Origin of the sequence: Pseudarthrobacter sp. WHRI 8279, assembly GCF_040224115.2 — a bacterium.
Classification (GTDB): domain Bacteria; phylum Actinomycetota; class Actinomycetes; order Actinomycetales; family Micrococcaceae; genus Arthrobacter.
This window is the reverse complement of sequence record NZ_CP168162.1, coordinates 4,137,073-4,150,551: the sequence shown is the minus strand read 5'-3', so window position 1 is coordinate 4,150,551 and position 13,479 is coordinate 4,137,073. Positions and strand designations below refer to the sequence as shown.

Genomic DNA, 13,479 nt, shown 5'->3' with positions numbered 1-13,479 from the left:
CCGGCGCCATGTCCCGGGGTCCTACGCGTAGGCCTTGTCCAAGAAGCCGCTCCAGGCCTTGGCCGTGGCGTCCGAGTCCCCTGCGCCGCTGAAATCGTGCACCGTCATCCCCACGGGGGCGCCCCAGGCGTTGCGGCCAAAGAAACGGTACATGGCGTTGGAAGTGCGCAGGCCCAGGAAATGCTCGTTGGAGAAGTCCACGTACCCCGAAAGCCGGCCCACGCCGTCGAGCTCCACGTCAACGTGGGTGCCCTGCCCGGCGGAGTCCACCCCTAACGCTGCGCGAAGACGCGCAAATCCGTCCGGCGCCTGTGACGCCGCGGGCGCCTGGATGTCCGTGAACACCACCGGCTTGCCGTCGAAGTGTTCCAGATACTGGCCCAGGGTGTGGAGGTAGAACTCCGTGTGGCGGCTGGCGCCGTCGTACTGCTCGTCCCAGTTGTCCGCAAAGATGCCGCTGTGGACATAGTGCAGGCGGGCGCGGCCGCCCTCGAGCGGTTCCAGCACATGCTCCAGCTGGTTGAACCAGCCGTCGGGACCGTCCATCCGGGACACGAGATGGGTGGGGTATTCGTTCACGGTCTTGACGTCCGGCCACTGGTCCGTGGGAAACATCCATGCCGGGGTTCCCGTGGTGACGGCTTCCCACACACGCTCCGGCGTGCCGGGCAGTTCGGTGTCGCAGACGATTTCGAAGTTGCGGTTGTCAGTCATTGTCCTGCTCCTTGCCTGAAGGGGTTTCTGTAGGTTCTTTGGCCGGTTTGAGAACGGGGTGCAACGCCACCACCAGCCGGTGCCGGCGTCCGCGGGGCGCGTCGCCGTCGTGGTATTTGTCCACCAGCCGGGTGACCGCCACGCCGAGCTCTTCGGCGAAGGCTGCGCGGTCAGCCGCAGTGCGGAACGTGACCTCGCCATCCACCGCGAAGGTGGCCAGCTTCTGGCGGGCAGCGGCTGCGCCTGCGATCAGCTTTCCCATCTCCTGCACCATCCGGCCTGCAAGTGCCAACAGCCAGAATGCCGAAAAATGGCTCGAAAAGCGTCCCGGATCCGGGGACACCGAAGCCAGCGCCTGGGGTGAGATCAGGTAGGACGACGCACTGGCCTGGAGGATGCGTTCGGTCATGTTGCCCTTGCGACGCTCCTCCACAAGCCCCACCAGACCGTGCTTTTCCAGGGCCTTGAGGTGGTAGTTGACCTTCTGCCGCGGCAGGCCCAGCCTCACGGCGAGCTGGGTTGCCGAGGCCGGCTGCACCAGTTCGCGAAGGATTCGGGTCCGAATCGGATCCAGGGACGCCTCGGCCGCTGCGGGGTCCTCGATGACCGCTATCTCCAACATGCTTCAAGTATCGTTACCGACAATTTAAATTGTCAAGAACTTTTTTATCGTTTGTTCTCGGCTCGCCGGAACGGTGCGCGATCGCCGGAAGCTTCCGGCGACCCCGCACGGTTCCGGCGAATTCGGGCACCAGGAGGCTCCGCCGGAGCCAGCAGGGCCCGCCGGTAGAATGGTCCGGTGATGCATTCCCCCCTCCCCGTGCGCGACGGCGTCAATGCCACGCGCCTGCGCCTTCCCGGAGAGGGTCCGTGGGACACCGCGATGGACTACATGATGCACCGCTGGGGGCACATCGACCCGCAGGGCATCGAGGACAGGTTCGACGCCGGTGAGATTGTGGGCGAGGGAGGGGTACCGCTAAACCGCACCACGCCGCTCCAGGACCACACGTTCATCTGGTACTACCGCAGCCTCCCGCCGGAGACCCGGATTCCGGTGGACATCACCATCCTCCACCAAGACGAACACCTGCTGGTGGTGGACAAGCCGCACTTCCTGCCCACCACCCCCGGCGGCACCTACATCCAGGAGTCGGCGCTGGTCCGGCTGCGCAACCAGTTGGAGCTTCCGGACCTGATTCCCATGCACCGGCTGGACCGCATGACGGCCGGCGTCCTGCTGTTCTCCACCAATGCCCGGACCCGCGGCAGGTACCAGGTGCTCTTCGAGAAGCGCCAGGTGCAGAAGGAATACGAGTGCGTGTCCGCCGCCCGCCCCGCGGACGGTTATCCCGCCGTCGACTTTCCCATGGTGGTCCGCAACAGGATGACCAAGTCGCGCAGCTACCTGCTCGCTGAAGTCATTGACGGCGAACCGAACGCGGAAACGCGGATCGAGCGGCTGGAAACGTTCGACGCCGGCGCTCCTTCGGGTGCCGCCGGCGCCTCTGCCGCGGCACCGGGCAGTCCCCGGCGGCTGGCCCGGTACCGGCTCGAGCCGCACACCGGCAAGACGCACCAGCTGAGGGTGCACATGGCGTCGCTGGGCCTGGGCATCGTCAACGACGCTTTCTACCCGGACCTGCTGGACAAGGCTCCGGACGACTACACCCGGCCCCTCCAGCTCCTGGCCCGAGGCATCCGGTTCGTGGATCCCATGAGTGGCAAGCCGGTGGAGTACCGCAGCGGGCTGGACCTCAGCGAGGCGCTCCGGGCCCAGCCCTGACCCTTGCCCCCTGGCTGGGTGGTCCGGGGCTCCTGCGGGGCCGGCTATATCTGCGGTACCTTGTGGCCATGGACTTCGGCAGCGCTGAGAGCTGGGGGGCGGCGATCTACTTTTGGATTATCCCCGTGGTCCTCGGCGACGCCATCTTCCCCCTGGTCCCCTCGGAAATGGTGGTGATCACCGGCGGGGCGCTGTCTGCGGACGGCCGGACCAACGTGTTCCTGGTGGCATTCCTTGCCGCCGTTGCGTCCTGGGTCGGCGACATGGTGGTTTTCCAGCTCTTCCGGCGGCGGTTGAGCCACGTACTGGACCGCTGGGCCTGGGGCCGCAAGGTCCACCGCGGGATCCACGACGCCATTGCCAGGGCCGGCCGGTCCTCCACCTACGGGACCATCATCGGCGCCAGGTTCATCCCGGGCGGCCGCCTTGCTACCTCCGCCGCGGCGGGCATCGCCAATGTAGCCGTCCGCGGTTTCAGCCTGTGCGCCGGGATCGGGGCGGTGCTGTGGGCGTGCTGGCTGGTGGGCCTGGGCTACTTCACGGGCTCGGCCACCGGACTGCCCTTCTGGGCAAGCTCCCTCATCGGGGTGCTGCTCGGCCTGGTGGTGGGGGCCGTCGTCGGCGTTATTGCCACGCGCCGGCGTGGCAATCCGTCCCCCGTGGAAGAACCCGGCCCGCTGGCTCCGGAGGCCTGAAGCGCCGGATCACGCCCCGCTGGCTAGACCGGAGTCCACCGGCCGCGGCTGCGGCGCAGCACGGCCAGTGCTCCGGTCAGCGCAACACGTTCGACGGCGTCGCGCATCATGGCTGCAGAATCCCGCGCCTGCCGGTTCTCCCCGCTGTATTCGGTGGCGTCAACGAGGAAGCGCAGGTTCAGCTGCGGCACTCCCCCGGCGAGCTGCAGCTGATGGGCCTCCACGTGGTGGCGGGTCCCCAGGGCTTCCACCGCCGTATCCATGACGGCTTCGGGCGGGTTGCCCGGCCGCAGCCCGGTAATTTTCAGTCGGGTCTGGAAGGAAGGCATGCCCTCAACCTTATCCAAACGCTCTCTCAATTAATGCTGGAAGACCGCAAACCCTCTCTCACGAGGGAGAGAGGGTCCCGGAAAAACCGGCGTTGAGTGAGAGAGCGTCAGGGCTAGCCGGTGTTGCGGAGGCCCGCCGCCACACCGTTGACGGTGATGAGCATGGCCCGCTGCAGGCGTTCGTCGATCTCGGCGCCGGTGATGCCGTCAGCTTTTTCAGCGGCTTCGGCAGCTTCGGCCCGGACCCGGCGGAGCAGCTCCACCTGGAGGTAGCTGATGGGGTCCAGGTACTGGTCCCGGATTTCCAGCGAGCGCTTGAGCGTGGGCTGGGCGTCCAGGAGCAGGTTCTCGCCGGTCAGCTTCTGAACCTCGGCTACGGTCAGCTCGTATTCCTCGCGGATGGCACGGAAGATGTGGTGCAGGTCTTCCGGGACCAGGGTGGAGACGTAGTACCCGGCGATGTCCAGGTCAGTCTTGGCCAGGGTCATTTCCACGTTGGACAGCACCGACCGGAAGAAGTGCCAGTTCTCCCACATCTCCACCAGCTGCGCGGCGTTGCCTGCCTCGCGGGCAGCCTTGAGGCCGGAGCCGACGCCGAACCAGCCGGGCACAATCTGGCGTGACTGCGTCCAGCCGAACACCCACGGGATGGCGCGCAGTCCACCGAGCCCTGCGCCGGAGTCCGGGCGCTTTGACGGGCGGGAGCCGATGTTCAGCGAGCCCAGCTGCTCCACCGGGGTGGAGGCCATGAAGTAGGCAGGCAGGTCCGGATCATCGATGAGCTTCCGGTACCTCTCGAAAGCGGCGTCGGAGATCGTCTCCATGACGTGCCCGTACCGTTCCCGCTGGTCGGCCGAGGTGCGCGGATCGCGGTGCAGGGCCGAACCCTGCAGCACGGCAGCCAGGGACAGTTCCAGGTTTTCGCGGGCAAGTTCGGGCAGCGAGTACTTGTCCGAGATGACCTCGCCCTGCTCGGTGAACTTGATTTCACCTTCCAGGACGCCGTTGGGCTGGGCCAGGATAGCGTCGTAGGTGGGCCCGCCGCCGCGGCCCACGGAGCCGCCACGGCCGTGGAACAGGCGTACGCGCACCCCGTGCTTGGCGGCGATATCGCGCAGCTTCCGCTGGGTTTTATGGATCTCCCACTGGCTGGTCATCACGCCGGATTCCTTGTTCGAATCCGAGTAGCCCAGCATGACTTCCTGCACGTCGCCGCGGAGGCGCACAAGCTCGCGGTAGGACGGATCGGACAGCAACTGGTCCACGATTTCGGCCGAGGCCCGCAGCTCCTCCACGGTCTCCAGCAGCGGCGCGAACCCGATCTTGGCGTAGGGCTTCTCGCCGAAGAGGTTCACCAGGCCGGCCTCACGGGCCAGGACCGCGGCGGCAAGCACGTCGTCGGCGCCGCGGGTCATGGAGATGATGTAGGTCTCGATGACGTCCGGGCCGTACGCACGGAGGGCGCGGCGGATCTCACGGAAGACGTCGTACGTGCCGTCGGCGGCGCCGTCGAGCTTGATGGGGTGCCCGGACAGCGGCCGGCGGGAAGCGAGCTCGGAACCGAGCACCTCAAGCCGCTGCCCGCGGCTGAGTTCCGCGTACCGCACGCCCGGCCCGCCCAGCCGGTCCATCAACTGGCCGACGGCGTCATGGTGGTGGTCCGCGTGTTCGCGGATATCCAGGGTGGCCAGGTGGAGTCCGAACGAGGCTATGGCGCGCCGGACCCGGGCCAGCGCCCCGTCGGCAGCCAGCGACGCCGAGTGGTTCCGGAGCGAGAGTTCCACGAGTTCGAGGTCCGCAAGGAGTTCGCCGGTTCCGCTGTAGTCGCGGCCGTGCTCGTGGTTGGAGTTCGCCGCCACGCGCTTGCCCGTGTTGATCAGTTTGGCTTTGACGCAGGTGAGCTTCAGCCGGTACGGCTCCTGGGCGTTGAGCTCCAGGACGCGCTTGTCCAGGCCGGGGAGCTTCTTCAGGTCCGCGTCGATGGAGTCCAGCAGCTCCTGGTCCGCGCCGGCGAGCGCGGTGGAGTTGGAAAGGATGGAGATCAGCTCATCGATCATCCCGATGCTGATGCGGACGGCATGCTGGTTCTGGATCTGCAGGATCTCGCGGGTGACTGCCGCGGTCACGTTGGGGTTGCCGTCCCGGTCACCGCCGATCCAGGAGCCGAAGCGGATGGGCGCTTCCTGCGAGGCAAGGCTCACCCCGTGCTCACCGAGCAGTTCCGAGAGCTCGGTGAGCATCTCCGGCATCGCATCGGTGAGGATGCTGCTCAGGTAGTAGATCGCGTTGCGGGCCTCGTCAACGGGGGTGGGCCGGACCTGGCGGAGTTCGTCGGTCTGCCACATCTGGTCGATGATTTCGGCCAGCTGCCGGTCCTGGCGGCGCCGGGCGGTGGTGCCCTCGGCGCTGGGCTGGGCCAGCACGTCGGAGAGCTTGCGGATCTTGTCCAAGACCGAACGGCGCGAGGCTTCGGTGGGGTGCGCGGTGAAGATGGGACGGACGTCCAGCCCGTTGACCACTTCCTGCAGCACACCGGAGCCCGCCTGCTCCGCGATGTCCGCTACGGTCTTGGCCAGCCAGCCGTCTTTTTCGGCGCGGGTCCGCAGGCCGCGCACCCGGTGCACTTGTTCCGCCGCGTTGGCGAGGTGGAAGTAGAAGGCAAAGGCACGGACCAGGTCGGTGGCCTGCTCGATGGGCAGGGAGCCCAGGAGTTCGCGGACCTGGGCGACGACGTCGTGCGCGCTCCACGGGCCGGTGGCATCGGCGCCGCCGCGTGCGGCCTCCTTGGATTCCTTGGTGAGGAGGCGGACCTGTTCCACCAGGTCAAGGAGTTCAGGACCGTGCTGGCGGACGAGCGATTCACCCAGCAGGGTGGACACGCGGCGGACGTCTGCCCTCAGTTCGGAGGCAAGATCGGTTTCGGAATTCGTTGCAGTGTGAGCCATGGAAACTATCTTTCGAGGGTTCGGACTTGGCTCGTACACTGCGCTGGATACTGTGAGCCACGTAACTAGCTAAAGATGCTACCCGCAGTGCGGCGCCGTGGGGGAATCCGTCTCAGATAATGTCGCGCGCCGGGTAACCTACGTGGCGCTTGAGGTGTTCCAGCTCGTTCCGGAGCTGTTCAACGTCCGCCTGGTATGCGGCGAATTCTGCCTTGCGTTGCCGGGCAGCCCTGGCACCGGCCGCCAGGGCAACCAACGCCACGGGCACGGACAAGGCCAGTGCCCAGCCTGCGGAGACAAAGAAGTCCAGTGCCACCGGCAGGGCAGAGCGGAAGTCCGCAAACTCGTTGATTCCATCGGTCACGCCGCCCAGCATGCCCTCCAGCGGTTCCAGGAACTTCCCCACCATGGGGGCATCAGAGAGCGGCGGCGGGCTCAGCTTTGCCTGCTGGTCACCTCCCCATCGTCCGTCACCCAGGTGGTTCAGGACGTAGATTCCCGCCCCCAGGCTCGCGGCCAGGAAGGCCTCGACGGCGGCCAGCGCCGCCAGGTCCAGCCGCCGCCACCACAGGAGGACAGCCAGCCCGGCGGCCGCGCCCGTGATCCATGTCAGGGCCCTCAGCCACTCGGTGCTTACTCCAGCAAGTATGTCCACGGCACCTATTCAACCGCGCGGACCACCTTGATATTGAAATCGGGCGTGCCCAGGACGGAGTAGAAGCGCAGCCACAGCGGCAGCAGCATCTCGGCTCCGCGGGCCGTGGTGATTTCGCCCAGGTCGATCACATCGCGGTGGCCCAACTCCTCCAGTAAACCCTTGACCACCGTCTTTGCGTCCGGGGCATCCCCTGACAGGAAGACGGAATGGTCGCCGTCCGCGAGGCGCCGCGGGTCCACCATCAGCCCGGCGTTCATCGTGTTGAGGGTTTTTACAACCAGGGCTCCGGGGAAGGCCCGCTGGATCCTCTCGGCGAGGCTGTCCGTGTTCACGGGGTTGAGCACCGGCGGCATTCCCTGAGAGAAATCCAAGGGGTTGGAAACGTCCATCAGCACTTTGCCGGCAAGCCTTGCCGCCCCGGCTGAGCCCAGTGCCTCCAGCGCTCCCGCACCGTTCGTGGCATTAACCACCAGTTCAGCGGCCCCCGCTGCCTCGGCGAAGGTCTTCAGCGGGATGTGGCGGTTTGCCGCGTGCCATTCGCTGAACGGCGGCGCACCCATCATGTCCGGCCCGGTCCTGGCGGAGGTGGCGCCCGGATCCCTGGTTCCGATTTCGGCGACATGCCCCAGCGCGCTGAACGCGCCCGCGAGGCTCCGCCCCACCATGCCTGTGCCAAGCACCGCAATCTTCATGGCTTCCCCCTCTGGAAAGCAGACAGCTTGAAAGTAGTGTGGAAAGCAGGTGCGGGGTCCGCGAAGCAACCTGTCCTGCTGGTTCCGAGGGTACTCCCCGGCCCGGACAAGGCAAGCGCGGAATGAACTCGGGCGTGGAGCGGTTGTAGCCGGGGCAAGCGAACGTTCGAGAGGAACCATGACTACCGTCCCGGCCGCCAAGGTGGAGCGCTGGCAGCGCTTCCGCGACAACCGCAACCAGGCCCTCGCCGCCCGCCACGGCTGGCTCACCCTCACCTCGTTCCAGTGGCTGGAGGACTCTCCCGCCGCCGTCGAACTGGCGCCCGGCCTCTGGTCAACGGATGGCACGACGGCGTCACTCACCGCAGTGCCCGCCGACGGGCTGTCCCTGGTGGAGACAGGCGAAGCTGTAGCCGGGACAATCACGGCGGCCCTCGCCGACGAGGAGTCCCTGATGTGGGTGCAGTTCGGCGGCCCCGTCGGGGACCAGGTGGTGATGGAACTGGCCATGCGCGCCGGGCGCTACGCCATCCGGACCCGGGACTCGGCCTCGCCGGTGCTCACGGAATTCACCGGCGTCCCCACCTACAGATACAAACCGGAGTGGGAAGTGACGGGCCGGTTCGAGCCGTACCCAGAACCCGTGGACGTTCCCATCGCCACCGCCAACCCCCTGGTGGACGGCGTCCACCGGACCGTTGGTGAGGTGGTGTTCCGGGTCCCCGGCAGCGGCCACGAGTTCCGGCTGCAGGCGGAAGAGGAGAAGCTCGGAGCACTGACCGTAACGTTCCATGACGAGACCAACGGGGACACCACGGATGACTGGCGGAAGCTGGCCGTGCCCCGCCCCCGGCCCGACCATTCCGTGGTCCTGGATTTCAACCGGGCCATCAACTATCCCAGCGCCTTCACCCCCTACGGCACGTGCCCCATGCCCGTGAAGAACAACTCACTGGACGTGAGGGTGGAGGCGGGGGAAAAGCTGCCCGCATCTGATTGAGCTGATTGGCTGAGTCAGGTGATGGCTGAGATACCCGTGACAGCCCGGCCCGCAATCAGGGTGTTGATCTCGAAAGACCCTTCGTACGTGTAGATGGCTTCGGCGTCGGAGAAGATCTTGGCCATCCGGTAGTCGGTGACAATGCCGTTGCCGCCCAGGATGGACCGGCCCAGGGCCACCGTCTCACGCATCCGTGCGCTCACGTACGACTTCGCGAGTGCCACCTGCGGCATGTCCGCGGCGCCTTCATCCTGCAGCCGGGCCAGTCCGGCCATCATTCCCATGCCGGCCACGGCGTTGCCCAGCATGGTCACCAGCTGCTGCTGGATGAGCTGGAACTGGGCCAGCGGCCGGCCGAACTGCCGCCGCTCCACGGCGTACTGCCGGGCGACGTCGAAGGCGGCAAGCTGCTGGCCCACGGCCTGCCATGCCACCATGATCCGCGAACCCCGCAGCAGCTCCCTGGTGTCCGCGAAGCTGCTGATGTCCGCGAACCGGTCAGCTTCGGCCACGCGCACGTCCGCCAGGGAAATGTCGGCGTTCTGCACCGTCCGCAGTGCGATCTTGTTTTCGATCCGGGTCCGGCTGATTCCCGGCAGGGTGGCGTCCACGATGAACCCGCGCACGGACCCGTCAGCCTCGTCGCGGGCCCACACCAGCATGTAGTCGCAGAACGTCCCGTTGCCGATCCACCGCTTTGCCCCGTTCAGCACCCAGGCATCGCCGCCGTCGTCCGGCTCGCCAGTGGCCGACGAGATCCGCCGCGCCCGAGTCTCCATCCCGCCGGCGACGTCCGAACCGTGATTCGGTTCGGTGAGTGCGAACGCACCGGTGATGCGCAGGCTGGAGGCGTCGGCCAGCAGCCGCCGCTTCTGGTCCTCACTGCCGAAGTCGTAGAGGGACTGAACGAACAGATCGTGGTGGACCATGAAAAACGTGGCGATCGAGGTGTCCACGCGCGTCATCTCGGCGATGACCAGGCCGGCGAACAGGTGGCTGTAGCCGCGCTCAGCGGGAGTGCTCAGCTCCAGGGCAGCCAGCTTGGGCAGGATGTGCGCCGGGAATTCGGCCTTGTTCCACCAGTCTCCCGCGTAAGGGGCGATCTCCGCCGCCAGGAATTCCCGCAGCTCGGCCAGCTTGTCCCGTTCCTTCCGGTCCAGCAGGGATTCAAAGTCGAAGAAGTCCGCGGAGGGCAGGTCCGGCATGCTGGCCGGCATTATGTCCGGCCCCGTCATTTCGGTCCCATCCGGATGGCCCCGTCCAGGCGGATGGTCTCCCCGTTCAGCATGGCATTGTCCACGATGTGTGCCACCAGGGCGGCGTACTCGCCCGGTTTGCCCAGGCGCGAGGGATGGGGCACCTGTGCGCCCAGGGAATCCTGGGCGTCCTGCGGCAGTCCTGCCATCATGGGCGTTTCGAAGATGCCGGGGGCGATGGTGACCACCCGCACCAGCGAGCGCGCCAGTTCGCGTGCGATTGGCAGGGTCATGGCCGCCACGGCGCCTTTGGAGGCAGCATAGGCGGGCTGGCCGATCTGCCCCTCAAAGGCGGCAACGGAGGCGGTATTGACGATCACGCCGCGTTCCGGGCCGCCCAGTTCCGTGACGGCCGGCTCCGTCTCAACCATTGCGACCGCCGCCAGCCGCAGGACGTTGAAGGTGCCGACCAGGTTCACCTGGATGACGCGGCTGAATGCCTCAAGGGGAAGCACGCCGTCCCGGCCCAGGACCTTTCCGGGGGTGGCGATCCCGGCGCAGTTCACCACAATCCGCAGCGGTCCCAGACTGGCGGCGGTGCCGACGGCGGCCTGCACTTCGGCTTCATTCGTCACGTCTGCGGGGGAAAAGACGGCGGACCGCCCCGGTGCGCCGCTGGACGCATTGAGCTCTTCTGCCAGCGCCGCCCCGCCGGAGGACGGGAGATCGACCAACACCACCGAAGCGCCATCGTGGAACAGCCGCCGGGCAGTTGCCGCCCCCAAGCCGGAGGCTCCCCCGGTCACCAGTGCAACAGCGCCTTTGACGTCCATACATCCTCCTTGATGCGGTCCCGCAGCAGCTTGAGGCCGCCCGGTATTAGTTAGTGAATGTTAACTGAAATACGGAAGGCCTGCACCAACAGCCGTTCCGGACCGGCCTGGAGGCACGCGTTAGGGTGGAATCCATGACCCGCCCGGACCCTGCCCCCGCCCTTCAGGACCCTGTGCGCCGGGATGACCGGGCCAACCAGGCCGCACGGTCGGTGACCGCCCTCTTCGGCCGTAGGCTGTTTTTCCTGCCGGGCACCCATCTGGGCGCCGTGCAGTGGCCCTCCCCCGCCTGGCGCAAGGACCCCAATGGAGCCCTGGCCGGCCCATGGCACTACTGGTGGCAGGCGCACTATATCGACTGCCTGGTTGATGCCGGACGGCGGGAACTGGACAACGGCGCCACGCCGGCTGCCAGGTTCAACGGCCCCGGGCACCCGAGCGCCGGACGGCTGGCATCCCGCCTGGTCGCCGGAATCCGACTGCGCAACGCCTTTACGTTCGTCAATAACTATTACGACGATATGGCCTGGCTCGCGCTGGCCACCCACCGGCTCGACACCCTCGCCGGGGATGCGCGCAGGCGCGGCCGCCGGCGCAACGCCCGCGTCCGCAGGTCCCTCACCCTGCAGTTCGAGGCCGCCTGCACGGATGACCTGAACGGCGGTGCCTTCTGGAGCAAGAAACGGGATTTCAAGAACACCCCGGCCTCGGCGCCCATAGCGCTCCACTTTGCCCGGACCGGCCAGCCGGAGAAGGCCAAGGCCCTGCTGGACTGGCTGGATGCCACCCTTTTCGACCCGGCCCAGGGCCTGTACCTTGACGGCGCCCGGCTTGGCCCGGCCGGGGAAGTGCTGGTGGAACGGGCGGTCTACACCTACAACCAGGGCCCGGTGCTGGGCGCCCTCCTGGAAATGGGAGGGGAAGCGGACCTGGCCAGGGCAGCCGTGGTGGTGGATGCCGTGGACCGGCTGCTCACAGTTCCATTCCCCACAGAGCCAGGGGAGTTCTCTCCCGCAGATACAGGCAGCGCACCATCCACCCCCGCCGCGGCCAGCGTCAGGGGCCGGGTGCTGCGCTGCGAAGGTTCGGGCGACGGCGGCCTGTTCACCGGAATCCTCTGCCGCTACCTTGCCCTCGCCGCCGCCGACGGCAGGCTCCCCGCGGAGACACGCGCCACTGCCGCCGGACTGGTGGCAGGCACGGCGGAGGCTTTCTGGTCCGGGAAGCGCACGGTGCAGGCGGGCGAAGCTGCGGGCAGGCACCACGGCGCCATCGTCTTCTCGCAGCACGCCGCGATATCGGCGGGCGAGACGTACCCGCCCGGGGCCGTCGTCGAACTTTCCACCCAGCTGCAGGCGTGGATGGCCCTGGAGGCTGCGGCCACCCTGCCCGGCAACGCCGGTAATTAGGGCACGCAATAGTTCTGTAATTCTTGTGACTCTCGTCACTTAAAGCGGTTTCTGGTTTGTTGCTTAGGTTTGCCTACCCTACAGTTCCAAGCGTGGGCATCCTTCCCCCAGGCCCACCAGGACCCCGTCCGCCCGACGTTTCCCCAGAAAGCAGTCCCTCCATGAAGATCCGCAACAGCGCCCTGGCCGGCATCGCACTCGCCGCCACCGCAGCACTTGGACTGACCGCCTGCGGCGGCAGCACCACCCCCGCAGCCACAGGCTCCTCCGACGCCTCCGCCGGTGCGGGCAACGGCGAAATCACCGTGTACAACGCCCAGCACGAGAGCCTGACCAAGGAATGGATTGACGGCTTCACTGCCGAGACCGGCATCAAGGTGACCATGCGGCAGGGCTCGGACACCGAGCTTTCCAACCAGATCATCCAGGAAGGCGAAGCGTCCCCGGCTGACGTGTTCCTGACGGAGAACTCCCCGGCCATGACCCAGGTGGAGAACGCCGGCCTGTTTGCGGACGTGGACGAAGCCACCATCGCACAGGTGCCCGAAGAGTTCCGCCCGTCCACCGGCAAGTGGGCCGGCATCGCTGCCCGCTCCACCGTCCTGGTGTACGACAAGAACAAGCTGACAGAAGACCAGCTGCCCAAGTCCATGCTGGACCTGGCAAACCCGGAGTGGAAGGGCAAGTGGGCTGCGTCCCCGTCCGGCGCTGACTTCCAGGCGATCGTCTCCGCGCTCCTGGAGCTCAAGGGCGAGGCCGCCACGGAGGAATGGCTGAAGGGCATGAAGGAGAACTTCAAGGCCTACAAGGGCAACAGCACCGCCATGAAGGCAGTCAACGCCGGCGAAGTTGATGCCGCACTGATCTACCACTACTACTACTACGGTGACCAGGCCAAGACCGGCGAGAACTCCAACAACGTCACCCCGTACTACTTCAAGAACCAGGATCCGGGTGCGTTCGTGTCCGTTTCCGGCGGCGGCGTGCTGAAGACCTCCAAGAACCAGGAAGCTGCCCAGGAGTTCCTGAAGTACGTCACCGGCAAGAAGGGCCAGGAAATCCTGAAGGACGGCACCTCCTTCGAGTACGCCATCGCCTCCGACGTTCCCGCGAACGAGAAGCTCGTTCCCATCGCAGAGCTGCAGGCGCCCACCGTGGATCCTGCCAAGCTGAACTCGGAGAAGGTCACCGAACTGATGACCTCGGCAGGACTCCTCTGATT

Annotated in this window: 13 protein-coding genes; 5 read left to right on the top strand and 8 right to left on the bottom strand. The window is 66.8% G+C overall.

Features of this window, described 5'->3' with window-relative positions:
- Positions 1–21: 21 nt before the first annotated feature.
- Positions 22–714, bottom strand: coding sequence for an SRPBCC domain-containing protein (locus tag ABRP28_RS19105; protein ID WP_350000721.1), 693 nt, complete (start codon positions 712–714; stop codon positions 22–24).
- Positions 707–1,336, bottom strand: a complete 630-nt coding sequence (locus ABRP28_RS19100; RefSeq protein WP_350000725.1) for a helix-turn-helix domain-containing protein — start codon at positions 1,334–1,336, stop codon at positions 707–709. The genes ABRP28_RS19105 and ABRP28_RS19100 overlap by 8 nt, the downstream gene beginning before the upstream one ends.
- A gap of 180 nt (positions 1,337–1,516) precedes the next feature.
- Here ABRP28_RS19100 and ABRP28_RS19095 point away from each other — a divergent pair, with 180 nt between their 5' ends.
- Together ABRP28_RS19095 and ABRP28_RS19090 are read left to right on the top strand one after the other, a co-directional pair.
- A complete protein-coding gene (locus ABRP28_RS19095; RefSeq protein ID WP_350001569.1) occupies positions 1,517–2,500 on the top strand; it encodes an RluA family pseudouridine synthase in 984 nt (327 codons plus the stop codon).
- A 68-nt stretch (positions 2,501–2,568) separates the two neighbouring features.
- Complete coding sequence (locus ABRP28_RS19090) at positions 2,569–3,195, top strand: VTT domain-containing protein (RefSeq protein WP_350000727.1); 627 nt, start codon at positions 2,569–2,571, stop codon at positions 3,193–3,195.
- Between the two features lie 23 nt (positions 3,196–3,218).
- Here ABRP28_RS19090 and ABRP28_RS19085 read toward each other — a convergent pair whose 3' ends face one another.
- The 4 genes from ABRP28_RS19085 to ABRP28_RS19070 all read right to left on the bottom strand — a co-directional run bounded on the left by ABRP28_RS19085 (position 3,219) and on the right by ABRP28_RS19070 (position 7,819).
- The gene (locus tag ABRP28_RS19085; protein WP_350000729.1) at positions 3,219–3,524 is read right to left on the bottom strand and encodes a hypothetical protein; all 306 of its coding nucleotides are present in this window, start codon (positions 3,522–3,524) and stop codon (positions 3,219–3,221) included.
- Between the two features lie 113 nt (positions 3,525–3,637).
- Positions 3,638–6,469: a phosphoenolpyruvate carboxylase gene (ppc, locus tag ABRP28_RS19080; protein ID WP_350000731.1), complete on the bottom strand. Its 2,832-nt coding sequence runs from the start codon at positions 6,467–6,469 to the stop codon at positions 3,638–3,640.
- Positions 6,470–6,581: 112 nt separating this feature from the next.
- Positions 6,582–7,124: a hypothetical protein gene (locus ABRP28_RS19075; protein ID WP_350000732.1), complete on the bottom strand. Its 543-nt coding sequence runs from the start codon at positions 7,122–7,124 to the stop codon at positions 6,582–6,584.
- A 5-nt stretch (positions 7,125–7,129) separates the two neighbouring features.
- Entirely contained in the window at positions 7,130–7,819 is a 690-nt protein-coding gene (locus ABRP28_RS19070; RefSeq protein ID WP_350000734.1) for an NAD(P)-binding domain-containing protein, read from the bottom strand.
- Between the two features lie 178 nt (positions 7,820–7,997).
- On the opposite strand from ABRP28_RS19070, the gene ABRP28_RS19065 reads away from it, so the two are divergent.
- A complete protein-coding gene (locus tag ABRP28_RS19065; protein WP_350000735.1) occupies positions 7,998–8,819 on the top strand; it encodes a DUF1684 domain-containing protein in 822 nt (273 codons plus the stop codon).
- Between the two features lie 14 nt (positions 8,820–8,833).
- Here ABRP28_RS19065 and ABRP28_RS19060 read toward each other — a convergent pair whose 3' ends face one another.
- Entirely contained in the window at positions 8,834–10,054 is a 1,221-nt protein-coding gene (locus tag ABRP28_RS19060) for an acyl-CoA dehydrogenase family protein (protein WP_374152894.1), read from the bottom strand.
- Positions 10,051–10,848, bottom strand: coding sequence for an SDR family NAD(P)-dependent oxidoreductase (locus ABRP28_RS19055; RefSeq protein WP_350000738.1), 798 nt, complete (start codon positions 10,846–10,848; stop codon positions 10,051–10,053). Before ABRP28_RS19055 ends, ABRP28_RS19060 begins: the two co-directional genes overlap by 4 nt.
- A 134-nt stretch (positions 10,849–10,982) precedes the next feature.
- On the opposite strand from ABRP28_RS19055, the gene ABRP28_RS19050 reads away from it, so the two are divergent.
- Complete coding sequence (locus tag ABRP28_RS19050) at positions 10,983–12,257, top strand: glycoside hydrolase family 76 protein (RefSeq protein WP_350000739.1); 1,275 nt, start codon at positions 10,983–10,985, stop codon at positions 12,255–12,257.
- Between the two features lie 161 nt (positions 12,258–12,418).
- Entirely contained in the window at positions 12,419–13,477 is a 1,059-nt protein-coding gene (locus tag ABRP28_RS19045; protein ID WP_350000740.1) for an iron ABC transporter substrate-binding protein, read from the top strand.
- The last annotated feature ends 2 nt before the right edge of the window (positions 13,478–13,479 follow it).